This window comes from Nitrobacter sp. (assembly GCF_047149785.1).
In the GTDB taxonomy this organism is placed as follows: Bacteria; Pseudomonadota; Alphaproteobacteria; order Rhizobiales; family Xanthobacteraceae; genus Nitrobacter.
This window is the reverse complement of record NZ_BAAGBE010000001.1, coordinates 2,150,240-2,173,444: the sequence shown is the minus strand read 5'-3', so window position 1 is coordinate 2,173,444 and position 23,205 is coordinate 2,150,240. Positions and strand designations below refer to the sequence as shown.

18 protein-coding genes and 1 pseudogene are annotated in these 23,205 nt (G+C 62.4%); 5 read left to right on the top strand and 14 right to left on the bottom strand.

Annotated elements, in window-relative coordinates:
* The 4 genes and pseudogenes from kaiC to ACMDCM_RS09980 form a co-directional block, all read right to left on the bottom strand.
* A complete protein-coding gene (gene kaiC, locus ACMDCM_RS09995) occupies window positions 1–1,485 on the bottom strand; it encodes a circadian clock protein KaiC (RefSeq protein ID WP_412773423.1) in 1,485 nt (494 codons plus the stop codon).
* Window positions 1,482–1,769 carry a circadian clock KaiB family protein gene (locus ACMDCM_RS09990; RefSeq protein WP_412773422.1) on the bottom strand — a complete coding sequence of 96 codons (288 nt, stop codon included), beginning with the start codon at window positions 1,767–1,769 and terminating at the stop codon, window positions 1,482–1,484. The genes kaiC and ACMDCM_RS09990 overlap by 4 nt, the downstream gene beginning before the upstream one ends.
* 182 nt (window positions 1,770–1,951) lie before the next feature.
* Window positions 1,952–2,605, bottom strand: coding sequence for a response regulator transcription factor (locus tag ACMDCM_RS09985; RefSeq protein ID WP_412773421.1), 654 nt, complete (start codon window positions 2,603–2,605; stop codon window positions 1,952–1,954).
* 571 nt (window positions 2,606–3,176) lie between these two features.
* A pseudogene (locus tag ACMDCM_RS09980) lies at window positions 3,177–3,408 on the bottom strand (hypothetical protein); the annotation flags it as partial.
* Between the two features lie 222 nt (window positions 3,409–3,630).
* Between ACMDCM_RS09980 and ACMDCM_RS09975 the strand changes: the two are divergent.
* Complete coding sequence (locus ACMDCM_RS09975) at window positions 3,631–3,840, top strand: cold-shock protein (RefSeq protein WP_412773420.1); 210 nt, start codon at window positions 3,631–3,633, stop codon at window positions 3,838–3,840.
* Window positions 3,841–4,056: 216 nt separating this feature from the next.
* Here the strand turns inward: ACMDCM_RS09975 and ACMDCM_RS09970 are convergent, their stop codons facing one another.
* The 5 genes from ACMDCM_RS09970 to ACMDCM_RS09950 all read right to left on the bottom strand — a co-directional run bounded on the left by ACMDCM_RS09970 (window position 4,057) and on the right by ACMDCM_RS09950 (window position 10,892).
* Complete coding sequence (locus ACMDCM_RS09970) at window positions 4,057–5,013, bottom strand: NAD-dependent epimerase/dehydratase family protein (protein WP_412773419.1); 957 nt, start codon at window positions 5,011–5,013, stop codon at window positions 4,057–4,059.
* Between the two features lie 232 nt (window positions 5,014–5,245).
* A complete protein-coding gene (locus tag ACMDCM_RS09965; protein WP_412773418.1) occupies window positions 5,246–6,064 on the bottom strand; it encodes a formate/nitrite transporter family protein in 819 nt (272 codons plus the stop codon).
* A 257-nt stretch (window positions 6,065–6,321) separates the two neighbouring features.
* Window positions 6,322–9,582: a tetratricopeptide repeat protein gene (locus ACMDCM_RS09960; protein ID WP_412773417.1), complete on the bottom strand. Its 3,261-nt coding sequence runs from the start codon at window positions 9,580–9,582 to the stop codon at window positions 6,322–6,324.
* 232 nt (window positions 9,583–9,814) lie between these two features.
* On the bottom strand, window positions 9,815–10,102 hold the full coding sequence (locus ACMDCM_RS09955) for a hypothetical protein (protein ID WP_412773416.1): 288 nt from the start codon (window positions 10,100–10,102) through the stop codon (window positions 9,815–9,817).
* Between the two features lie 157 nt (window positions 10,103–10,259).
* Window positions 10,260–10,892: a DUF2478 domain-containing protein gene (locus ACMDCM_RS09950; protein WP_412773415.1), complete on the bottom strand. Its 633-nt coding sequence runs from the start codon at window positions 10,890–10,892 to the stop codon at window positions 10,260–10,262.
* Between the two features lie 217 nt (window positions 10,893–11,109).
* Between ACMDCM_RS09950 and ACMDCM_RS09945 the strand changes: the two genes are divergently transcribed.
* Window positions 11,110–12,096: an NAD(P)H-dependent flavin oxidoreductase gene (locus tag ACMDCM_RS09945; RefSeq protein ID WP_412773414.1), complete on the top strand. Its 987-nt coding sequence runs from the start codon at window positions 11,110–11,112 to the stop codon at window positions 12,094–12,096.
* A 54-nt stretch (window positions 12,097–12,150) separates the two neighbouring features.
* Here ACMDCM_RS09945 and ACMDCM_RS09940 read toward each other — a convergent pair whose 3' ends face one another.
* The 5 genes from ACMDCM_RS09940 to ACMDCM_RS09920 form a co-directional block, all read right to left on the bottom strand.
* Window positions 12,151–13,467, bottom strand: coding sequence for a DUF3422 family protein (locus tag ACMDCM_RS09940; RefSeq protein WP_412773413.1), 1,317 nt, complete (start codon window positions 13,465–13,467; stop codon window positions 12,151–12,153).
* A 157-nt stretch (window positions 13,468–13,624) separates the two neighbouring features.
* Window positions 13,625–13,837 carry a SlyX family protein gene (locus tag ACMDCM_RS09935; protein ID WP_412773412.1) on the bottom strand — a complete coding sequence of 71 codons (213 nt, stop codon included), beginning with the start codon at window positions 13,835–13,837 and terminating at the stop codon, window positions 13,625–13,627.
* The gene (trhO, locus tag ACMDCM_RS09930) at window positions 13,830–14,600 is read right to left on the bottom strand and encodes an oxygen-dependent tRNA uridine(34) hydroxylase TrhO (protein ID WP_412773411.1); all 771 of its coding nucleotides are present in this window, start codon (window positions 14,598–14,600) and stop codon (window positions 13,830–13,832) included. Before trhO ends, ACMDCM_RS09935 begins: the two co-directional genes overlap by 8 nt.
* Window positions 14,601–14,852: 252 nt before the next feature.
* Window positions 14,853–15,068: a CsbD family protein gene (locus ACMDCM_RS09925; RefSeq protein ID WP_412773410.1), complete on the bottom strand. Its 216-nt coding sequence runs from the start codon at window positions 15,066–15,068 to the stop codon at window positions 14,853–14,855.
* A gap of 228 nt (window positions 15,069–15,296) precedes the next feature.
* Window positions 15,297–17,393 carry a methyl-accepting chemotaxis protein gene (locus ACMDCM_RS09920; RefSeq protein WP_412773409.1) on the bottom strand — a complete coding sequence of 699 codons (2,097 nt, stop codon included), beginning with the start codon at window positions 17,391–17,393 and terminating at the stop codon, window positions 15,297–15,299.
* A gap of 515 nt (window positions 17,394–17,908) precedes the next feature.
* Between ACMDCM_RS09920 and ACMDCM_RS09915 the strand changes: the two genes are divergently transcribed.
* From ACMDCM_RS09915 to ACMDCM_RS09905, 3 genes are all read left to right on the top strand, one after another.
* Window positions 17,909–19,015, top strand: a complete 1,107-nt coding sequence (locus ACMDCM_RS09915; protein WP_412773408.1) for an efflux RND transporter periplasmic adaptor subunit — start codon at window positions 17,909–17,911, stop codon at window positions 19,013–19,015.
* 227 nt (window positions 19,016–19,242) lie between these two features.
* The gene (locus ACMDCM_RS09910) at window positions 19,243–22,377 is read left to right on the top strand and encodes an efflux RND transporter permease subunit (RefSeq protein ID WP_412773407.1); all 3,135 of its coding nucleotides are present in this window, start codon (window positions 19,243–19,245) and stop codon (window positions 22,375–22,377) included.
* Window positions 22,378–22,396: 19 nt separating this feature from the next.
* A complete protein-coding gene (locus ACMDCM_RS09905) occupies window positions 22,397–23,002 on the top strand; it encodes a TetR/AcrR family transcriptional regulator (RefSeq protein ID WP_412773406.1) in 606 nt (201 codons plus the stop codon).
* Window positions 23,003–23,205 lie beyond the last annotated feature (203 nt).

Sequence of the window (23,205 nt, the reverse complement as noted above, 5' to 3'; positions counted from 1 at the left end):
CTACTGATTTGCGATATTTCCGCCCGTGAAGACGTTCGGCACCTCTTCGAATGGACTGCCCAGGTGCATGCCGGTGCTGTCGATGGTAAATCGCCGGATTTCCTTGGCATGCTCGCTGCCACGCATCTTCAATACCATCAGACCCCGGTGCATCGTTTCTTTCCTCTGGATGTAGCGCAGCAGGATGATCGAGTCCGTCAGCGTCGAGATATGCTGTTCGCTCGCGCTCTCGCCGCCAATGAGTGACTTGCTGGTCGCCGTGCAAAGCCCGGCAATCTCCCGCTTCTTGATGAACGACGTGAGGCTGATCAGGAACTCGCGGAATCCGATGTCGGAAGCGATACGTTCCAGGGCGGAGAGGCTGTCTATGGCAATCCGGCTCGGCTGAAATTCGTCGACGAGAGCCTGGATCGTGAGCAGATGGTCGGGAAGACTCTGAGCTTCGGGATAGAGGCAGATGATCTTGAGTTTTCCTTCGGCCTCCATCTGCGCAAAATCGACTCCCCAGCCGGTCGCGTTGCGAAACAGTTGCCCCTTGCTCTCCTCGTAGCCGAACAGCAACGCTTTCTCTCCAGCCGCGACCCCGCCGGCGAGGAAGTTGGTCACCAGCAGGGTCTTGCCCGTGCCGGTAGCACCGCTGACCAGGGTGACGCTGTCGCGGAAGAAGCCGCCGCCGCACATTTCGTCGATAGATGGATTGCCGCTTGTCACCCGTACAATGCTCGACTGTTGCTCCAGACGCAGCGACGACAGCGGCACCGCGACGACGCCCTGATTTTCCAGCAGCGTGAATGGAGCTTCTCCTTCCGCGTGGTGACTGCCGCGCATCTTGAGCACCTCGATCGTGCGGCGACGTTTCTCGCGATGAAGGACGTTGCGAAGGATGACGACGTTATCAGCGACGAACTCCTCGAGGCGATGGCGCGTGATCTCGCCATACTCGCTGTTGCGCTCCGCCGTCATGAGCACGGTCAGCCCAGCCTTCTTCAAGGCGCTGCTGATATGAAACAGCTCGCGGCGCAGGATCTTCGGGTCGCCGATAAAATGGTCGAAGAGTTGGGTCAGCGAGTCCAGCACCACGCGCTTGGCGTCGGCTGTTCTAACGGCATGCTGAATCCGTGAAAGCAGGCCGGCAAGATCAAACTCGCCGACGATCAATTCATCGCTCGATGGCGGGCTGGCGTCCACAAATGCAAGCCGACTTTCCTGCCGCCACTTTGCAAGCTCCCAGCCGAAGCCACGCATGTTGGCTTCGATATCCGCCGGCGGCTCCTCGAATGTGACAAGCACGCCGTTCTCGCCATGGGTCGTGATGCCATGGGCGAGAAACTGGGTTGCGAATACCGTCTTTCCGCTTCCCGGCGTGCCGCTGACCACCGTGGTGCGTGCACGTGGCAGGCCACCCATGACCAGTTCGTCGAACGCATTGACGCCGGTTTTGACTCGCTCCAGCACGGCGGCGGCGTCGAGATCCTGCTCGCTCATGCGGTATCCCTCTTCAACTCTATCCCCAGAAAATCGAGAACGCTTCTCGTGTCGCTGAGATCACCGACAATGCGGCGCGGGCGCACGGGGTGCTCATAAGAGAGAGTCGGTGTAGCCAGAATGCGAGCCTGCTCGGCGAGCTCCGGCTGCGCGAGAATGTCAATGACTTCCACGTCCCCGCCCTGTGGTTTGATGAGACGTTGCAAGCGATCGAGATTTTGCTTTGCCCGACGGGAGACGGCGGAGTGTCCAGCAATGTAGAGTCGAAGCACGAACTCGGTCACCGGCTATCGCCTTGTTGGAGTTACAAGGTAGTCGTCCCGCCATGGCGTGGTGCGGCCTAACAAACGGTGGCACCGCTCAGGCCTGAGCACCTCGTCGACATGACGGGTCGCACTAGGAAACAGTGCGCGCGCGCCTTGTGCAAGAGATTGGAAAATACCACCCTACTAGTAGAAGACTTGCCTCAAGCGGAGGGTTTGTCGTCCGAGGGGCCACAGCGTTGCCGCTTCGTCCCGAGTGCGTCTCGAGTGGTGATGGCGCGCTCACGCGCCCAGATAATAGCGGCGCTACGCCTGTTCACGCCTATCTTGCGAAACAGCGCTGCGATGTGATTACGCACCGTATTCGGTGACAGATGCAGCATACGGCTCATCTCGGCGTCACTGCGGCCCTCGCAAATGAGCCCCAGAACCTCGCGTTCACGGTCCGTCAGAAGATCCAAGTCCGATGATGGCGCCCGCAACGGGGCGGTTTGGCGCAATGCCTTGAGCTTATCGAGGATTGCACGAGACGTATCGGCCATGACGCCTTCAATAGCGGCCAGCAGGTCATGCCCGAATTCCTTCCGATCGTTCATCTCCTGCATGACGCACACTACCGTCCGCTCGCCATTGATCGTTACAGGGACGGCGGTAATAAAGCAGTCGATCGCACATCCGTCGGATTTTCGGATGGGAAGGTCGAGATTTTGCAACCCGCCGTTCACGCGACGGCGGGTTTTATCGTCCATCCAGGCGATCTCGCCATTCGATCTGACGAGAATAAGCCCATTGCTCAAGCCACTAAGGAGCAATTCCCATTCGGTCTCATGGAGACGATCACTCACCACCTGGTCCATGGCTGTCCCCTGTGTTGAAGGATGTGTCGATGTTGCTGAATCGAGGAGACAACGCCCTGAACTGCAGTTAGTTCCTCAACACCATTTTCTAGTAGAAATGCACCATTTAGTTTGGTGCAGGAACCGCATCGGCTCTGCGCGAATATCTAAAACGCATGATAGGCGTGGTCCCGACGATCAGTAGATGACGAATAGGGGCGGAGGAACCAAGCTGATACCAGTGCGCTCGTTCGGTCGAACCGGAGTCTGATACGGATGGGCGACGGACGCGTAAAAGTTGCCATCTCCCCTTTGGAGATCACCTGCGGTACCGATCATGACGGAGATCCTTCTTCTGTTACTCTCAACATTGCTTGGGGCGGTGTTGGTCGTATGGGACGCCGTGCGAGGTGCACCATGGCTGTCAAACGAGACGCGGGATAAAGACCCGCCGCGTAAAGCCGATCCGCGTGACCAAGCCGACGCAGCGGCTCCTGAGCGTCCTTCCACATAGCCCCACCCGCTGCTCGAGCTTGAAGCCTGCTCGGCCTTCTCTCACTCGAAAATGACGATGGATAGCCATTCGCCGTTGACCAGGAATCTCGGCCGTCACCTTGATCTCCTTGTCGGTCTCGGAGATCTCGACGTTCGGCCAGATCCCGTTGAAGGACGACAGGCTAGCCAAATGTCGGCAGGCGGCCGTCGAAACCCCGAAAGGCGTCGTCGAACAGCCGGTTCATCTCTCGATGCAGCGACCTCGGTGGCAGCGCCGTTGGCATCACTGGTCGTGATATTAGGTCTTGTCGATATCCGCTATTTTCCATCTGCAGAACGAGAAGGCCGAATGGCGTTCAATCTCGTCTTCAGCTGAATACAATTGAGCGCTTGCTATTCCTCAGAATACCTATAGCGTGAGATCATTCGATTTGCGCAGTTGTCTTGTAAGCGCGCCTTCGGGCTCTTTCCTTGGACATCGCTGAAATTGGATCGACACTCGTGCGGAGGTCGCGCGAGACTATAAGCATGCGTGCTCTGGGAGAGAAGTTATGACGACAGGTACAGTGAAGTGGTTTAACGGCCAGAAGGGTTTTGGCTTCATCCAGCCGAACGACGGCGGCAACGACGTGTTCGTGCACATCAGCGCGGTCGAGCGTGCGGGCCTCACAGGCCTCGCCGAAGGCCAGAAGGTCAATTTCGAGGCGAAGACGGATAAGATGCGCGGCAAGACCAGCGCAGAGAATTTGTCGCTCGTTTGATGGGTGATGCAGGCTGCCTACGGATGGACTAGGAGCTTGCGTTAAGCCTCGCTTCCGACTTGCGCTTCTCGCGTGGCTGGAAACGCTTCAACAATGCGGACACGGTGTCGCGGAAGCCACCATATTCCCAACTCGGAATAAGGCGGCATCCCCGCGCCAGCCGTCGCCGCACATGCTGGCCGCACATGATGATTGTCTTCCTGCGGCCAATTTGATCTATGCGGCCGACCGCATTTCCTTTCCGATGATTTCGGAAAAGCCTTGCCGCCAGGACGGATAGCTTGGCGACCACCCGAGTTCCCGCTCGGCCTTGGCGTTCGATCCCGCGCGGGACTCGGTCATCATGACGACGAGATGCTGCCCGGCCAAAAGGCGGCCGAGCCATGCGGGAACACGGAACGGCGGTTTTGCCCCGAGCATCTTGGCGATCTCCGTGAGCCAGGCATGCACCGGCGCGGGATCATCGTCGACAATATTGTAAACGCCCTCGCCACGCTCGACCGCGAGCGCGGCCGCTTCGGCGGCATCGTCGACATGCAGGAACGACCACCATCCCGTTCCGCCGCCGATCAGCGGCATGCGGCGCTTGCGAATCTGTTCCAAAACGGACGGATCGCAGAACCCGGTATCGGGGCCATAGAATCCGCCATAGCGTAGCGCAACGCCGACCAGGCCCGGCGTCGTCGTAACGGCGTGCTCGAGATAGCGGATCGCGTCGAGCGTGCCGCGGAGTTCCTGCGGCGGATCCTGATCGAGCGGATCGTCTTCAGTCTTCACGTGACCGCCGATCCGTGCATAGGGCCAGCCGCAGAAGCTTTGCGCGACCATTCGCTTCGCGCCGCAGGCCTGCGCGGCTGCGAGGAGATGGTTGGTTCCGACTGTGCGCAGCCGGTTGCTGCTCGCGAAGGTGCGGTCGAATTTGCGCAGGTCTGACGCACCCTTCAAATCCGTGAGTTGATGCACGATCACATCCGGGCGCGCTGCCACAACCGCGGCATGAATGGCTTTCTCGTCGAGCGCATCAGCGACCACGGGGTCGGCGCCGAGTTTCCTCAAGAGGTCCGTTTTCGCGGGCGTTCGCGTCAATCCGGCCACGCTATGCCCTCTGTTGACCAAGCGCGGAACCAGACGGCGTCCGACAGCGCCCGTCGCCCCGGCAACGAAAATGCGCATGGATCACCTCACAAGTTGCTGCTGATCCTCCTTCAACTAATGCTCCGGTTCGAGGACTTCGAGCCCCGTTTCCGGAAAAGAGCGCCCTAGCGCGGGATGGGTTGAGGATGAAGTGTTTCAACACGTCATGGCCGGGCTTGTCCCGGCCATCCACGTCTTTGAGATTTCCGCTTCAAAACGTCAATGCCCGGCACGAGGCCGGGCATGACAACTCAGTCAAATCTGACGCGCTTTAGTCTCTTTGCAGGGTATGAGTGAAGTACCACAGCGTACCGTTCAGAACCATCGCGCCAAGGATATTACCGATGGTGACCGGGATCTGGTTCCACACCCACCACTCGTAGATGCTTACATGGGCGCCGGAGAGGATAGCGGTCGGGAACAGCCACATGTTGACCACGGTGTGCTCGAACCCCAGCGCGAAGAACATCCCGATCGGGATCCACATCAGGATTACCCGGCCCACGGTGCTGCGCGTGGCCTTGGACATGACGGACCCGAGGCTCACCAGCCAGTTACAAAGCACACCCTTGCCGATGGCGGCGCACCAGCCAATAACGCCGTAGTGGATATAGCTCACCTTGGCCTCGGCGGTCTTGGCAATGACCTTGAGCATGCTGTCCGGCTCGATGGAGCCGCCCTTGGTCAATGAGAACCAGAGCAGCCAGCCAAAGAATATACCCCCGGCCAGGTTGCCGATCAGCGTCCAGGTCCAGTTGCGAACCAGTTGGAACGGCGTGACCGTTCCGGCGTACATGCCGATCGGCATCGTCGCGAAACTGCCGGTCGCCATCTCCAGGCCGAGGAAGCTCAGCGTGACGTAACCGGCCGGGAAGATGAGACCGGCCGCACCGAGCGGGATGCCGGCGGCGACCATCGCGAAGACCACGCAGGCTCCGTAGGCCAGAAAGGGCGTGCACAAAAAGCCGCGAACGAGCAGGTGAATGGTGCCGAACTTGGCTTTCTTGGCGGCATCTGCGGCCAGCGCGGCTCCCATCTCTGCCGGCGGTACCGTTTCGATTACAACGCTGGCATTCGCATAATCGGCCATTACGTTCCCCCCTGAATTTGATTTTTCCGATCGCCACCCCTCAGGCAGCACCGTTATCGCGCAAACGCATATCAGATATCTGCATACCGTGCAATGTACGTCGTCGTGATTCGCGCGCCGCGAGAGATTTCGCATGCGAGGACTTGACAGGCGTGGAAAGGAGAGCGACCGGGCGGCCGTAGCGCAGCGCGCGCGATCGATTCAGCGATGCCGCAAGGCGCGTCGCCGCCGACCATGTTTATCCGGATGCAGACGGATTATTCCGTCATGGTCTCGATCTGCTCGTTGAACCAATCCAGATCTTTCTTCCAGCCGGCGTTATCCGGCGCGCGCCTGACGACCCGCTCCATGGCGGCTTGTCCCTGCCGCAGCGCAGTCATTGCATTGTCGGGGTCATTCGACCGGCGATACACATCGGCAAGGTGCCCCTGGTTGATGGCGACGTTGCGCTGCAAGTCGACGTTGCCGGGGTCGGCAAGCGACAGCCGCTCGAGGATCGCCAGCCCTTCGTTAAAGGATTTCAGCGCCTCGTCCAGATTGCCCAGCGCTTCCAGCGCTTCGCCGACACGAGAGCAGGACACCGTAAGATCACGCTGCCAACTGACGTTGCCGGGGTCGCTTTGCGCCAGTCGCTGCCGGATCGCAAGCGCGTTACGATAGGCTTTCAACGCCTCGGGCAGGTCACCCTGCGCTTCCAGCACGTCGCCGATGCAATCGTGCGATACTGAAAGGCTGCGCTGCCAGTCGGCGTTGCCGGGATCGTTGCGCGCCAGCCGCTCTCGGATCGCAAGCGCATCGCGGAAGGATTTCAGCGCCTCGGGCAGATTGCCTTGCGTAAACAGCACGTCGCCGACCTTCTCGTGGGACACCGAGAGATCGCGCTGCCAGCCCGAATTGCCCGGGTCTGCCTGCACGAGCCGCTCGGCGATTGCGAGCTGGTCCTGGAAGGCCTTCAGCGCCTCGGACGGATTTTCCTGGGCCATCAGCACGTCGCCGATCCGATCGTAGGACACCGCCAGGCCGCGTTGCCAGTCGACATTGTCGGGGTCGGCGTTCGCCAATCGCTGCCTGATCGTCAGCCCTTCGTGGAAGCATTTCAGCGCGTCGGGGAGACTGCTCTGTGCCACATGCACGTCGCCGATCTTGGCGTGGGATACCGACAGATCGCGCTGCCAGCCGGCATTGTCAGGTTCAGTGCGCGCCAGTTGCTGGGTGATCTCAAGTCCCGTGCGGAAAGCTGTCATCGCATCGGGCAGCTTGCCCTGCGACACCAACACGTCGCCGATACGATCATAAGAGCGCAACAGACTGCGCTGCCAGCCGGTGTTGTCGGGATGGGCCTTTGCCAGCCGCTCCTTGATCGCGAGCCCGTCTCGCAAAACCTCCAGCGCTTCGGGCAGCTTGCCCTGCGCCATCAGCACCTCGCCGACGCGATCGTAGGACAGCGTTCGATCGCGCTGCCATGGGGTGTCATCGGTGTCGGCGGCGCGCGCAAGCTGTTCGGTGATCTCGAGCTGGCTGCGGAAGGCTTCCAGCGCCTCGGGAAGCTTACCCTGCGCCATCAACGCTTCACCGATCTTTTCGTGCGACAGTGACAGACCGAGCTGCAGGTCCGCGTTGTCGGGGGCGGCGTTCGCCAGCCGCTGGGCGACCGCGAGCTGCTTGCGGAAGGCTTCCAGCGCCTCGGGCAGCTTGCCTTGCACAGCCAGCACATCGCCGATCTTCTCGTGCGACATGGACAGATCGCTCTGCCTCTCGATGTTGTCGGGCTCGGCGCTCGCCAGCCGCTCCCTGATCGCGAGTACGTCGCGGAAGGATTTCAGTGCATCGGGCAATTTGCCCTGCATGACCAGCACGTCGCCGATGCGGTCGCGCGAGACCGACAGACCGCGCTGCCAGCGAGCGTTATCGGCATCCGTGCGTAACAGGTGCTCGAACGCTCTTTCGATCGCACTCAGGAGGATCAGGCGGACATCGGGAGACACGTGCCGCTCGATCGCTTCATCAAGATTGAAGAGGAAACGCTCGGCTACGAGCGCGCGGGCAGAATCGTCGGAGTTCTCAAGCAGGCGGCAAATCTCTTGCGCCGCGCTCGCCGGAGTGCCCGCCGCCGGAGAGATCACGGCATCGGCGAGCGCGCGCGTGGCGCCTTGCAGCTCCGCTCCGCTTAACGATGAGTCGCCGTAGTGTCGGACGGCCCGGGCGGCGTCCTTGCTCGCCAGCAGGTGAACCATGGTTTCAGTCGCGCGCAGGGGATCGTCGGACGCCAGCGCCAGAAGGTGATCGGCGATCAGCAGGTGCAGTTGCGAATCCGAGATACGCAGGCCAGCGCGGCGCGAGCGGGCGGCGGCCTGCGCCTGGGCGTGGTTGAAATTCCACTGCGCAAGGTTGCCTTGCTGGTGAATCTGGCTACGGAACATGCGAAGCAGCGCGGCGAAACGCTTCGCATCCCACGGCTCGCCGCTGACTTTCGGCAGCAACTGGAGGAAATCGCTCTCTCGCCATCCCGACCTGCTCGCGGAGATAAGGCCGATGAACGCCGAGGTGAGGGCGGCGCCCAATGTTGCCGAAGCACTGTCAAACGTTGCGCGGTAGAGCGGTAGAATGTCCGATGGCATGCTCCCGACGCTGTCCATCATCGCATTGTGCAGGCGTTCCGCCGGATCACCGGAATACTCGCGCTGCATGTCGGCGAAGTGCTCGGTTCCGAGCAATTCGAGTTCCTCGATGGCCACCACCAGCCACAACGGATGACCGAAAGCGGGCGCGCCGGCATGTTTTTTCTCAAGCAGCGCATCGATCACCGGTTGCCCGATTTTGCTGCGATAACGCTTGCGCATGGCGTCGGCGAGGCCGCGCGCCTCGTTCGCGTCCAGCGGCGGCAATGTCAACGCCTCCACGCCCGGACGCTCGGCCAGCGCTTTGGAGGCGCCGCCGGCAATGGCGGTTGCGACGAGCCGCGCATTGATCGGCCACGGCCGCGGCACCCAGGTCGTGAGCTTTCCGCGCGCGGTCTTCCTGAACCGGTCAAGCGCGTCGATCAGGATGACCACGCGGCGCTGCGACGCCATGCGCGCAAGCAGCGAGGCGAAAGCCTTCTCGAGGATCTCGGGTTCGATATTTGTCGGAAGGTCGACCTCGCCAACCCCGAGGGCGCTGCTGAGTTCGTCGATCCAGCGGCGCAGCATGGCGTCGACCGACGAAGCTTGCGGGCTTGAGCCGGCGGCGTGCGCGAGCACAAAAGCGTCGGTCTCCTTCATCCGGCGCAGAACTTCACCGAACAGCGCGCTCTTGCCCGAACCCGGATCGCCGGTAACGCAGATTCCCCATGGCGCTATTTCTCTCGTAGGGGAGAGATCTTTCGCGGGAGAGAGACAGAGATCGGTGATGCGCGCAATGACCGACTGCCTGCCCACGAAATCGCGGGCGCGATCATTGGCAAAGGCTTCGAGCGCGCTGCGCTCGGCCTTCATGTCATCGATCGTGCTGCTGACGGATACCGGACGCGATTGCGACATCGTAGGGGGAACCTCACTGAACACAGGCAACACTATGATCCTGCGGTATTGTGCGCGCTCTCTGTACGGGCTTGAACCCATTGCGTCAACGTGCATCCGATCTCCGGCAATCGGGAATGCCGAGGCCGAGGACCTGGCAAGTGCGGGCCTCGGGGCCGAGGCGCGATCCGACAAGCCGGCCGCTGCGAGGTGACCCGGGAAGCCTGGAACGGGACCTGAAATCGCTCGGGGACTAGATGTCGCGTCCTCTCGCTATTGCGGCGTTGAGCAATTTTTCGGCGTTTTCGACAGCCTGTTTGAAGATTTCGGCCTCTTCCTCCAGGGATATTCCCGTTATCGTGGAGTTTTTCAAATCGCGGATGCAATCATCGCGAAGCATCATGAGAGAAATGTCATCAAGGACATTTCCGCTGAGGATGAACTTGATGAGCTGCGCAGTAAAATTCTCGAATACAAGCGTGATCATACCCGCTTGGGCAGCGCTGCGCGTTGCATTCTGGAGGATCTGCTTATCGTCCATCGCGTGACTTCGCGTGATCGCGCTGGAGAGCGGGGAATTCGCTGTTCGAAATGGGGCCGGTTGAAGCCATGGGTGCAAGCTGGCAACAGTTATGACACGTTGAAATGGAGGTTATCCTTTTCCGGCCTCTCCAGCCAGCAGCTTTTTTGCGTATCCCTTATGCTCCCCCGGACGGCAATCCCGGCTCGCACCGGCCATGAGCCCGGCGTTCGATCGCGTTCCGGCACCATGCCGTTATCGCTTCGACATCGGATTTCAGGCGGGTGGCCGACTCTCCGGCGAACGCCAGGAAGTCATCGAGGTTGTGTTCGGAGACGCCGATGATCAGCGGAATTTCGGCGATCAGGGCTTCGGCGATGACCGACCGCAGCCCCCGGCCTTGCGCTTCTTCCTTGCCGAACTTGTTGATGACGACCAGGTCGACATGCTCGAGCACCGCGCGCTCGATCCAGGCATCGATGCGTGCGAACGCGTCCTGATCGAGGCGGCATCCTCTCGCTTCGTTGCCGCGGTCCAGCGAAATCTTGACCTCGCCGCCGCCCAGCAGGTCCCTCACATACATATCGCAGCGGCGCCGGCCTTCCCGATGCGGGTTGGACTGAACAACGCCGCCCAGGCGATATCCTCGCGTAGCCAGCGCTGCGGCGCATTCGGCGATCAGAGAATCCCTGACGAGACCGTCCTCGTGAGTGATGAGTCCGATCTGTCCGAGGCCGGTTTCCGCATGCTCGGCGGAAACGCGGGGGGCATGCCGATGCCGCTCCGTCGTTTCCTTTTCGGGGTCTGTCATGATCTGCTCGGTGGCATCCGTCTGCGGTACATTCAGTCTCCGGCGCAACGCGGAGAAACCGCAGATGCTTTTCGAAGCGGCGCCGCAGTTCCTTTCGCAGCGCACGCTGCCTCATTCTGCAGGAAATAATCACAGAATGGCATAGTTTTATGAGTGAAACCGACCTGAAGCGGTATGTCAAGGCAGCTATCACCATGAGCGAACCGGGGGTTTTTCCGTGAAAACAGCCATCACCGAACTGTTCGGCATCCGGCATCCGATCATCCAGGGCGGCATGCATTACGTCGGCTTTGCGGAGCTGGCGTCCGCGGTCTCGAATGCGGGCGGCCTCGGCATCATCACCGGACTGACGCAGAAGACGCCGGACCTGCTGGCGAAGGAGATCGCGCGCTGCCGCGGCATGACCGACAAGCCGTTCGGCGTGAACCTGACGTTTCTGCCCGCGTTCACCGCGCCGCCCTATCCCGAATACATCCGGGCGATCGTGGAGGGCGGCGTCGGGATCGTCGAGACGGCGGGCCGCAACCCCGAACAATACATGCCCGCGCTCAAGGCCGCCGGCATCAAGGTGATCCACAAATGCACCGCGGTGCGGCACGCGCTGAAGGCGGAGCAGATCGGTTGCGATGCGGTCAGCGTCGACGGCTTCGAGTGCGGCGGCCATCCCGGCGAGGACGACATCCCCAACATGATCCTGCTGCCGCGCGCCGCCGACGAACTCAGGATTCCGTTCGTGGCTTCCGGCGGCATGGCCGATGCGCGCAGCCTGGTCGCCGCGCTGGCGCTGGGCGCCTCAGGCATGAACATGGGTACGCGCTTCATCGCCACCAAAGAGGCGCCGGTGCATGACAACGTCAAGAAGGCGCTGGTCGCGGCCACCGAACGCGATACCCGGCTGATCATGCGCGCGCTGCGTAACACCGAGCGCGTGCTCAACAACCGCAAGGTCGAGAGGCTGATGGAGATCGAACGGGAGAAAGGCGCGGACCTCAAGATCGGCGACATCATCGAGGAGGTCGCCGGCGTCTATCCCAAGGTGATGATCGAGGGCGACATGGACGCCGGCGCCTGGAGCTGCGGCCTGACCGCCGGCCTGATCCACGACGTGCCGAGCTGCAAGGAACTGATCGACCGCATCATGGCGGATGCCGAGCGCATCATCCGCCAGCGTCTGACGGGCATGCTCGACGGCAACCCAGCGTGAGAGCTATTTCGGGAAACGAAATCTTTGGGTGGTTTGCCGCTCCTTCATAAAGAGTCAACCGTCGCGGCCGATGTGCTTGTGGCGAATGCGGCGCACCACCGACCAGATCGATAGCGCCGCCACCGGAATGAAGCCAGCGGTCAGATAACCCGGCTCGATCGGAATCAGCCCGGACTCGTGGAGCGCCTTGGCGACATAGCCGAACAGGCTGACCACGTAATAAGTGATGGCCGCGACCGACAGCCCCTCGACGGTGGTCTGCAGGCGGAGCTGCATCCGGGTGCGGGCGTTCATCGATTTCAAGAGTTCCTGATTCTGCTGTTCGAGTTCGACGTCGACCCGTGTGCGCAGCAGGTTCGCCGTGCGTGACAGCTTGAGCGACAGGCTCTCCTGACGCGCCTCGGTGGTGACGCAGGTTCGCATCGCCGGCGCCATGCGCCGCGCCAGGAACGATGTCCACGTCGGCAGCCCGGCCACTTTCCGCTCGCCGATGGTCGCCAGCCGCTGCTGCACGATCTCATAGTAGGCCCGGCTGGCGCCGAAGCGGAAGACGCTCGCCGCCGCGCCGGCCTCGACTTCCGCGGCCAGCGCCGTCAGCTCGTCGAGCAGGTGGCGGTTGTCGGCGAGATTGCCGTTATTGCGCATCTTGTCGGTCACCTCGGCGAGCCGTTGCTCGACCGCGCTGATCGACGGCGCGAGCCGCTGCGCCTCGGGCAGGCCGAGCAGAGCGAGCGTGCGATAGGTTTCGATCTCGATCACGCGTTGCGCCAGCGCGCCGGCGCGATCCGGATTGAGTTTGCGGTCGACGATCAGAATCCGCACGAAGCCGGACGGGTCGGGCTGGAAGTCGGTCGCATAGATCGCAGCGCCGTCATTGTTTTCGGCAAGCGCGAGGCTGTTGCGATCGAACAGCCGCTCCGGCGGCTGGACGGCGGGGCCGTCGGCCAGCACGTGCATGTCGATGGCGACCAGAAGCGGTCCGGGTTGCGGCACGAGTTGCATCGGGGCGGCGAGCGCCGCGGCCGCCGGATGAAACGGAATTCCGTCAGGCTGGGAGGGCAGCTCCCAGGTATAGGTCGTGAATTCGGAGTGCTGCTCCCACCGCAGCACGGTGGTGCCGAACGCGACGCGATAGTGCCGCTCGGCGGAGGTCGGCACCGGCAGGCCGCGCGCCGAACAGAACGCCGCGAGATGGTCGAGGTCGGCCTGAGCCCGCTCGCCGGCCGTCTCGAAGGCGAAATGCAGGATGCGGGCAGGAACGGACAGCGCCGTGAACGGCCGCGCATGCAGTTCGCCCAGGATCGCGGTCCGCAGCGGATGCGGCGTCAGCCGGGCGGACTCTCCGTCCCCGATCGAGACTTCCGCGGTCATGCGATCCTTTCCGGCGGCGCATCGTATTGTTGCAGGCGGCGGCGATTTGCGTGGCAATCGCCCGTCAGCGAGGCGCGTTGCCCGCCCCCTGATAGGCCGATAACGATTGCCGATCAACGGTGATACGGCGTCGGCGCACAAGCAGCGGCGTCCCCCTTCAATAATGCGGCGGCGGTTCGTTTGCGGGGGCGGGACGCGCGGCTTCGGCCTCCCGTACGCGCTCGCTGAGTTCGGCGACCTGCCGCAAAAGCGCGTCGATCTGCTTCCACTGGGCCGTGACGGTCTGGTTCAGCGCCTCGATGGTCTCGTCCTGGTAGGTCAGGCGCATCTCCAGCGCGTCGATGCGATCGGCCAAGGTCCTGTCAGTCATCGCGGGGTGGCGCTCCCTCCATGAGCCGGCCGGAGCGGGTCTTTTCCTTCAGCCGGTGGCCGAGCGCGATGCGCTCGTCGAACACGAAGCATTCGCCCCGCCAGCGGCTTTGGCTTTCGGGGACGGCTTCGAGGTAATTCAGGATGCCGCCCTTGAGGTGATAGACCTCCTCAAAGCCGCGGGACAACAGATAGGAGCTCGCCTTTTCGCAGCGAATGCCGCCGGTGCAGAACATTGCGATCCTGCGGTGGCGGTGCGGATCGAGCTTTTGCGCGACGAAATCCTTGAACTGCCCGAACCGCGCAAGCTGCGGATCGATCGCGCCTTCGAAGGTGCCCATCGCCACCTCGAAGGCATTGCGGGTATCGATCAGAAGCGTGCCCGGCGCGGCGATCAGATCGTTCCAGTCCTTCGGCTCGACATAGATGCCGACCGCGCGGGTCGGATCGGCGGCGGGATCGCCGAGCGTCACGATTTCTTTCTTTAGCCGGACCTTGAGCCGCGCGAACGGCATCACTGATGCCTGCGAGAATTTCAGTTCGAGATTGTCGAGCCGGCCGGAGAACAGCGGACCCGATTGCAGTTCCGTCACCAGCGCATCGATGGCGTCGGGCAGGCCGGCGACGGTGCCGTTGATGCCTTCTTCGGCGAGCAGGATCGAGCCCTTGATGGAAAGCCCGGCGCAAATCACGCGCAACGGTTCGCGCAACTCGCGGAAATCCGGCAGTGACGTAAATTGATAGAGAGCGGCGACCCTGAGCATGACGCGGGTTTATCAGTCCGCGTCATGTCGCGAAACCCGTGCGTTGGAGCGTTTTCGAGCGAAGCATCTCCTCGGGCTTGACCCGAGGATGGATACCGGATCGCGTAAAGAAACGCGCCAAATCAAAACCATAGAGCCCCGCTTCTGATTCCGTCAGAAGCGGAAAGGCTCAAGAGGTGCGTGGATAGCTGATGGTGCCAAAAAAGGACCGGCTACCGGGCCGGTCCTCTGCTTGAACGGGCAATGTCCAGATCAAAGATTTTTGTTTGCCGCGTTCGCCGCCTTGTTGGCGGATTCCTTCACCGCCTCCTTGGCTTCGCCGAGCGCCTTCTGACCCTTGCCCTTCATTTCCTGGATTGCACCCTCGCCCTGCATCTTGTCGGAGCCGACGGCTTCGCCGATGTTCTGCTTCGCCTTGCCGATCGCCTCGTTGGCTGTTCCCTTGATCTTGTCCGTCGTGGAACCCATAGGTCGTCTCCTTTGCGTTGAGCTTCAACAACGCGAAGAGCTGCGGTGGGTTCCTGCTGCGGGCGGAGAGTGGGAGAGGGCAGACGGTCGCGGCTGAAGTTCCCGGACGAAAATTTCATGAGCGATTGCGGGGGGGCAATCGCTCATGAATGGATTGAACTCTGAATGAGGCCATCGCCATCGCGCGACAGGATCGACCGCGACAACCTCAGGCGTCTTGACAGGGCCCTAGGCGGCCCTGACCGTTGCCAGGAAGTTATCGACCTCCAGCTTGAGACGGGACGTATTGCTGGCCAGGGACTTCGCCGCGGCCAGGGCCTGCGTGGAGGCGCCGCCTGTTGCGGATGCTCCGTTGCTGACCTCGATGATGTTGGAGGAAACCTCGGAGGTGCCGGCTGCGGCCTGCTGGACGTTGCGGGATATCTCCTGCGTCGCAGAGGCCTGCTCTTCGACGGCTGAGGCGATCGTCGAGGAAATCTCGGCGATCCTGCCGATGACGACGCCGATCTCCTTCACGTTGACGACCGAGTCGTCCGTCGCCGACTGGATGCTCGCGATCTGCTGACCGATTTCGGCGGTCGCCTTGGCGGTCTGCTCGGCCAACGCCTTCACCTCGGACGCCACCACCGCGAAGCCGCGGCCGGCCTCGCCTGCGCGGGCGGCCTCGATCGTGGCGTTGAGCGCCAGCAGGTTGGTCTGGCTGGCGATCGTATTGATGAGTTCGATCACGTCTCCGATCTTGGTCGATGCCTGCGACAGCGACGTGATCCGCTGGTCGGCGCTGTGGGCCTTTTGCGCCGCCTCGCTCGCGATCCTCGACGCTTCCTGGACCTGCCGGCTGATTTCGTTGACGGACGCCGCCATCTCCTCGCTGGCGGAGGCCACCGACTGAACGTTGACCGTCGCTTCCTCGGAGGCCGCCGCCACGGCGGAGGAAAGCTGGTGGGTCTGCTCGGCTGTCCGGGTCAGGGCGGTCGCCGAACCCTCGAGCTGGGTCGCTGCCGAGGTGACCGTCTGGATCACTTCGCCGACCGCCGCCTCGAAGCTGTCGGCGAGCCGGTGCATGTCTTCCTTGCGCTGCTGGGCGGCAAGCTGATCCTGCTTCATCTTGGCTTCCGCTTCGTCGCGCGCTTTCTGTTCGGCCTTGAGCTTGAAGGTCTCGACCGCGCGCGCCATGTCGCCCATCTCGTCCTGGCGCTCGAGTCCGGGCAGGACCACCGAAAAGTTGCCTTTCGCGAGTTCGCCCATCGCGCCCGTCAGCGCAGACAGCGGCCGCAGGATCCGCGAAAACGCAATCCAGAAGCTGACCAGCGCGAGAGCGATACAGCCCAGCAGGATCAGTCCGGCGACAATCAGTTTGGACGTGCTGTTCGCCGCTTCTTTGGCGGCCTCCTGGTCGGCCGCTTCACCGACCGCATCGGCCAGCCGAAGGATCGAATTGATCGCGGTGGTCGCCCGCGCGACATAGTCGTTGCCGCTGATGTTGTACTCGCCCGTCTCGGCTGTTGCGAGCACGCCGTCGCGCGTCTGGCCGTAGACCTGGAAATAATCCTTCTCGACGTCCGCGATCGCATTATCGACTTTTTTCGGCAAGTCGGCTCGCATCCGGATCGGTAAGATCGTGTCCCATGCCAACTCAACTATTCCGCGGAAACCGGCAATCTTCTGGAAGCCGCTCGTTGTGAGCTTGGCGCGAGAGCCGACCATTCCTCCGAGGAATGCACGCTCCCTTCCGGCGTTCTCGGCCATTTGCGCAGTCAAATTACGTAAGCTGACCAATTGCGTCAGAGCCGCAGAAGGCGGGCGGCTCAGCGTTTCCAACGTCAGTCGCAGCTTGTTGCCGGAAACGTCGATCAGCTTGGTGATTGCCGGCGAGAAACCCTCAACGACGTCCGGGCTCCGTTCCGATCCCCGTTTGGGAAGATTCTCATCGAGTCTGGTACGAAAGCCGACAAACGACTGGAACGTACTCTCGGCGTCCGAGATCTGCGTTTCTGCAGATTTCATCGTCGGGATTCCGTGCAGCAGTTGAGCGGCCTCCGAAAATGCGCGATCGGCTTTTTGTCGCGTGCTCATGATTTGGGGACGGAGTTCGGCAGGGAGAGCATCGGGCGACTTCAGCGGCGCGTTCGTCAGCCCGCGCTCGATCGCCCATTGCCCTGCGCTTTGCAGCAGCAGTTGCGAGATATGGTTCACTTCGAGAAATGCTTCGGATTTCTGGCGCTGTTCGTACGCCTGATAGGCCGCAATTCCGGCGGAAACGGCGCCTATCATGACAAGCGCGGAGACGATTGCGGGCAGAATAACGCTTATCTTCGCCTTCATTTTTGGAGTCCTTCCAATGCAGGTGAATTCTCACCGATTCACAGTTCTAGTCGGACGGGAACGCGCCTCCGATCAGGCTTGTGACGTTCTTTGATGCGCATGGCGATAAGTCCGCAGTGCCCGCGCAATCCGCGTTGAAGCCTGCGGTATCTTTGAACGGGCATCATTAAAATTTTATCTACCCTGAGGGTACGCGCGGTCCGTGACCGTGACCTGCGGTCGGCGTCGCCTGATCGCGCCTGAACGGACTCTCCGGTTGCATGGCCGCTTCTGGCTAAACCTCGGATTGCCTTCATCAAAACGGCTTGAGCTTTGAACTGCCGATCCGTCGGGCGGTGGACTATCGGCGTTCCATCGCGCAGTCCGGCGCGCTGTTTATTTTTCCGGACTCCTGTGTCCCGGACCGCGACGGAACCACCCAATCGTTCGCGGCTTCATGATTTATGATGAATATTGACATTCATCAATAAATATTCCACAGTAAATGGAAGAATGGCTCCTGAAGGAATTTTCCGATGCAGTCTCATTCCTTTTTCTTCTGGTTTTCCAGATGCTTGCCGCTCGTTCTGGTCGTCCTTCCGGCACTGGCGCTGGGGGGCTGCAATGAATCGACCGCGGAGAAGGTCGAGCCGGGCCGCCCGGTCTTGACTGCCACGGTGCATTACGAGGCCGAGACTCCGGAGCGCAGCTTCGTCGGCACCATCAAGCCGCGGATCGAGACCGAGATGGGCTTCCGGGTGCCCGGCAAGGTCGAGAAGCGCCTCGTCGAGGTCGGCCAGAGCGTCGAGATCGGCCAGCCGCTCGCCACCCTCGATGAAGTCGACCTCAAACTGCAGGCCGAGCAGGCGCAGGCGGAATTGAGCGCGTCCAAAGGCGTGCTGGCACAGGCTGCCGCCGCCGAAACCCGCGCGAAGGAGTTGCGCGCGAAGGGTTGGAGCACGGATGCCCAGCTCGATCAGGCCAGGGCCGCGGCCGACGAAGCACGGGCGCGGCTGAATCGCGCGCAGCGCTCGGTCGAGTTGACGAGGAATTCTCTGTCCTATGCGACGCTGACCTCCGATACCCGCGGCGTGGTCACGGCGACGCTGGTCGATGCCGGACAGGTGGTGGCTTCGGGCCAGGGCGCGATCCGCGTTGCCCGCCTTGGCGAGAAGGAAGCGGTGGTTGCGATTCCGGAAATGCTGATCGGCCGGGCCAAGACCGGCACCGCGCGGGTTTCGCTGTGGTCGGAGCCGGGCAAGACCTATACGGCAAAACTGCGTGAGATCGCGCCGACCGCCGATCCCGCAACCCGCACCTATCTCGCCAAATTCTCGCTGCCGGACGCCGACGACAAGGTATCGCTCGGCATGACGGCGACGCTGACGCTGACTGACGCCGCCACCTCGCGCGTGGCGCGGGTGCCGCTGTCGGCCTTGTTCAGTCAGGGCGGTCCGTCATCTCTCTATGTCGTCGACGGCGAGGGCGACGTCGCGCTGAAGCCTGTCAACGTCAAATCCTACGAGAGCAACGACGTCATCATCACCGGCGGCGTGGAGGAGGGCGCGAAGGTGGTCGTGCTCGGCGTGCAGAAGCTCGATCCGGCGCAGAAGGTGCGTGGCGTGTCGTCGCTGTCGTTCTAGTTACCGGTCACAGCCATGAAATTGAAACATCAATATGAGGTGGGCTTCACCTCTCCCCGGTGGGGAGAGGTCGGATTTGACGCGAAGCGACAAATCCGGGTGAGGGGATTTGCACCCATCGATACGTCGGAGCCCCTCACCCCAATCCTCTCCCCATGGGAGAGGGAGTGGGTCGGCATCGCCGAGACTTCCGAGACAAAACAAAATCCTGTTGCGGAGAGGCTGCCATGAAGCGCTTCAATCTGTCCGCCTGGGCCGTGAGCCATCCGGCGCTGATCCTGTTTCTGATCGTGGCGCTCGGCGTTGCCGGTTTCTTCTCCTATGAGAAGCTCGGCCGGGCCGAAGACCCCTCTTTCACGGTCAAGGTGGTGAACGTCTCGGTGATGTGGCCCGGCGCGACCGCGGAGGAGATGCAGACGCAGGTCGCCGACCCGATCGAGAAGAAGTTGCAGGAGCTGCCGTATTTCGACAAGGTGCAGACCTATTCCAAGCCGGCTTTCACGGCGATGCAGGTGTCGTTCCTCGATTCCGCGCCGCCGAAGCAGGTGCCCTATCTGTTCTATCTGTTGCGCAAGAAGCTTGCCGATGCGCAAGGAAGCCTTCCGGCCGGAATCATCGGGCCTGTGGTCAACGACGAGTTCAGCGACGTCGATTCCATTCTCTATGCGCTCACCGGCGCCGGCGCGGATTACGCGCAGTTGAAAAAGGTCGCCGAAGGTTTGCGCCAGCGGCTGTTGAGGGTGGACGGCGTCACCAAGGTCAACCTCTACGGCACCCAGGACGAGCGCATCTACGTCGAGTTCTCCCACGCCAAGCTGGCGACGCTCGGCATCGCGCCGCAGGCGATCTTCGATTCTCTCGCAAAACAGAACGCGGTGACGCCGGCCGGCACGGTCGAAACCTCGTCGCAGCGGGTGGCGTTGCGCGTTACCGGCGCGCTCGATGGCGCCAAAGCGGTGGCGGAAACGCCGGTCGAAAGCAACGGACGCGTGTTTCGCCTCGGCGACATCGCGACCGTCACCCATGGCTTCGTCGATCCGCCCACGTTCAAGGTGCGGCAGGAGGGCAAGCCCGCGCTCGGCATCGGCGTCGTGACCGCGAAGGGCGCCAACATTCTCAAGCTCGGCGAGGACGTCACCAGGGCCACGGACGAGTTCATGCGGGCGGTGCCGCAGGGCATCGACATCGAGCGCATCGCCGATCAGCCGAAAGTGGTCGAGCACGCCGTCGGCGAATTCGTGCGCTCCTTCGTCGAAGCGCTGGCGATCGTGCTGTTCGTCAGCTTCCTCGCATTGGGCTGGCGCACCGGCATCGTGGTGGCGCTGTCGGTGCCGCTCGTTCTCGGCATCGTCTTCATCGTCATGGAAGCGATGTCGCTCGACCTGCACCGCATCACGCTCGGCGCCCTGATCATCGCGCTCGGGCTTCTGGTCGACGATGCCATTATCGCCGTCGAGATGATGGTGGTGAAGATGGAGCAGGGCTGGGACCGCATCCGCGCGGCGTCCTTTGCCTGGGAATCCACCGCGTTTCCCATGCTGACCGGCACTTTGGTGACGGCGGCCGGCTTCCTGCCGATCGGCTTCGCCAATTCGGCCGTGGGCGAATATGCCGGCGGTATCTTCTGGGTCGTGGCGATCGCGCTGGTCGCATCCTGGTTCGTCGCGGTGATCTTCACGCCCTACATCGGCGTCAAGCTGCTGCCTGACATGAAGGTCAGCCACAATCATGATCCGCATGCGATCTACGAGACGCGGCTTTATCGGAGCTTGCGCGCCGTGATCCAGTGGTGCGTCGACCACCGCATCAAGGTGGTCGCGGCGACCGCCGGCATCTTCGTCGCCGCCATCGTCGGCTTCGGCCATGTGCAGCAGCAGTTCTTCCCGCTGTCGGAGCGACCCGAATTGTTCCTGCAACTGCGGCTGCCGGAAGGCACGGCGTTCGGCGTCACCGAGAAGTCGGTGAAGGAAGCCGAGAAGCTTCTCAAGGACGACAGCGACATCGCCACCTACACCGCCTATGTCGGCCAGGGCTCGCCGCGCTTCTGGCTCGGGCTCAATCCGCAACTGCCGAACGAGTCGTTCGCCGAGATCGTGATCGTCGCGAAGAACGTCGAAGCGCGCGAGCGGATCAAGGCGAAGATCGAGAAGGCGGTCGACAACGGCGCGCTGACCGAGGCGCGGGTGCGGGTCGACCGCTTCAACTTCGGCCCGCCGGTCGGCTTCCCCGTTCAATTCCGGGTGATCGGCCCCGATCCCAAGATGGTGCGCGACATCGCCTATAAGGTGCGCGACGTCGTGCGGGCCAATCCGAACGTCAAGGATCCCAGTCTCGACTGGAACGAGCAGACGCCGTACCTCAAGCTCGTGGTCGATCAGGATCGCGCCCGTGCGCTCGGCCTGACGCCGCAGGATGTCTCGCAGGCGCTCGCCATGCTGATCTCGGGCGTGCCGGTGACGACGGTGCGCGACGGCATCGAGAAGGTCGGCGTCGTCGCACGCGCGATCCCGTCGGAGCGTCTCGATCTCGCCGGCGTCGGCGATCTCACCGTGACCTCGCGGGGCGGCGTCGCGGTGCCGCTGTCGCAGGTCGCGAAAATCGAATACGCCCACGAGGAGCCGATCCTGTGGCGGCGCAACCGCGACATGGCGATCACGGTGCGCGGCGACGTGGTGGACGGCGTACAGGCGCCCGACGTCACCAGCCAGATCTGGCCCGAATTGCAGGAGATTCGCGATCACCTCCCGCCGGCCTACCGGATCGAGGCGGGCGGCGCATTCGAGGAGTCCGCCAAGGGCAACGCCTCGATCTTCGCGCTGTTTCCGGTCATGGCCGCCGTGATGCTGACGCTGCTGATGATCCAGTTGCAGAGTTTCTCGCGCCTCGTGCTGGTGTTCCTGACGGCGCCGCTCGGCATTGTCGGCGCGTCGCTCGGCCTCAATGTCGCGGGCCAGCCGTTCGGCTTCGTTGCGTTGCTCGGCCTCATCGCGCTGGCCGGCATGATCATGCGCAACGCGGTCATTCTGGTGGACCAGATCGAGACCGACGTGGCGCACGGCCTGACCCGCGGCGAGGCGATCGTCGAAGCCACGGTGCGGCGCGCGCGCCCGGTGGTGCTGACGGCGCTGGCCGCGATCCTTGCGATGATTCCGCTGTCGCGCTCCGCGTTCTGGGGACCGATGGCGATCACCATCATGGGCGGGCTGTTCGTTGCAACTTTCCTGACGTTATTATATTTGCCGGGTCTCTACGCGCTCTGGTTCAGAAAGAGCCTGGATGAGCGCGGCGGCGAGTCCGGCCATGCGAAACCTGCGCCGCGGGAGACGCAGCTCGCTTTTCCGCTTGCTCAGGCCGCGGAATAATTGAAAGATCGGCTCTCTCATGACCATGGTTACAGACAACGCCGAGGCTGATACGCGCCACCGGATTCTGGTGGTGGCGGAGCGGCTGTTCCGCGAGATCGGCTATCAGAAGACGACCGTCGCCGATATCGCAAAAGTGCTGCGGATGTCGCCGGCCAACGTCTATCGCTTCTTCGATTCGAAAAAGGCAATTCACCAGGGCGTGGCGCGGCGGCTGATGGGCGAGGTCGAGGACGCGGCGCAAGCCATAGCGACCATGCCCGGTCCGGCTGCGCGGCGCCTGCGTGAACTCCTGTCCACGATCCACCAGATGAACAGCGAGCGCTATGTCGGCGACGCCAAGCTGCACGAGATGGTCGCCATCGCCATGGAGGAGGACTGGGAGGTTTGCAAGGCGCATATGGAGGATATCGCCGCGACCATCGGCGAGGTGATCGCTCAGGGCGTGGCGCGCGGCGAGTTCGAGGCGCCGGACGTGCGGCTGGCGGCGCTGTGCACGTGCACGGCGATGATGCGTTTCTTCCACCCGCAGATGATCGCGCAATGCGTCGACAAGCCGGGGCCGACACTCGACCAGATGATCGATTTCGTGCTTGCGGGTCTGGCGCCACGCGGCGAAAAATAGTGCGGAAGCCTTGATCCCGCAGGGGCGTACCGTTCGCGGCGCGTGTCGCCCGATGACCCCGACAAACTGCAAACCATCGTCGATTCAACGCGGTTTTGGGCTGCTCCTTCGCGCGGCCGCTCGCGCCCCGCATTTTTGCCGCGGCGCAGTCACTTTTTCGCAAATCGCAATTCCGGAACTCTTGCGCTATCTTGCCTTGGAAG

Coding starts and splice junctions, on each gene's coding strand:
- kaiC (WP_412773423.1), bottom strand. CDS start 1,485: ATGAGCGAGCAGGATCTCGACGCCGCCGCCGTGCTGGAGCGAGTCAAA.
- ACMDCM_RS09985 (WP_412773421.1), bottom strand. CDS start 2,605: ATGGACCAGGTGGTGAGTGATCGTCTCCATGAGACCGAATGGGAATTG.
- ACMDCM_RS09975 (WP_412773420.1), top strand. CDS start 3,631: ATGACGACAGGTACAGTGAAGTGGTTTAACGGCCAGAAGGGTTTTGGC.
- ACMDCM_RS09970 (WP_412773419.1), bottom strand. CDS start 5,013: ATGCGCATTTTCGTTGCCGGGGCGACGGGCGCTGTCGGACGCCGTCTG.
- ACMDCM_RS09965 (WP_412773418.1), bottom strand. CDS start 6,064: ATGGCCGATTATGCGAATGCCAGCGTTGTAATCGAAACGGTACCGCCG.
- ACMDCM_RS09960 (WP_412773417.1), bottom strand. CDS start 9,582: ATGTCGCAATCGCGTCCGGTATCCGTCAGCAGCACGATCGATGACATG.
- ACMDCM_RS09955 (WP_412773416.1), bottom strand. CDS start 10,102: ATGGACGATAAGCAGATCCTCCAGAATGCAACGCGCAGCGCTGCCCAA.
- ACMDCM_RS09950 (WP_412773415.1), bottom strand. CDS start 10,892: ATGACAGACCCCGAAAAGGAAACGACGGAGCGGCATCGGCATGCCCCC.
- ACMDCM_RS09940 (WP_412773413.1), bottom strand. CDS start 13,467: ATGACCGCGGAAGTCTCGATCGGGGACGGAGAGTCCGCCCGGCTGACG.
- ACMDCM_RS09935 (WP_412773412.1), bottom strand. CDS start 13,837: ATGACTGACAGGACCTTGGCCGATCGCATCGACGCGCTGGAGATGCGC.
- trhO (WP_412773411.1), bottom strand. CDS start 14,600: ATGCTCAGGGTCGCCGCTCTCTATCAATTTACGTCACTGCCGGATTTC.
- ACMDCM_RS09925 (WP_412773410.1), bottom strand. CDS start 15,068: ATGGGTTCCACGACGGACAAGATCAAGGGAACAGCCAACGAGGCGATC.
- ACMDCM_RS09920 (WP_412773409.1), bottom strand. CDS start 17,393: ATGAAGGCGAAGATAAGCGTTATTCTGCCCGCAATCGTCTCCGCGCTT.
- ACMDCM_RS09915 (WP_412773408.1), top strand. CDS start 17,909: ATGCAGTCTCATTCCTTTTTCTTCTGGTTTTCCAGATGCTTGCCGCTC.
- ACMDCM_RS09910 (WP_412773407.1), top strand. CDS start 19,243: ATGAAGCGCTTCAATCTGTCCGCCTGGGCCGTGAGCCATCCGGCGCTG.
- ACMDCM_RS09905 (WP_412773406.1), top strand. CDS start 22,397: ATGACCATGGTTACAGACAACGCCGAGGCTGATACGCGCCACCGGATT.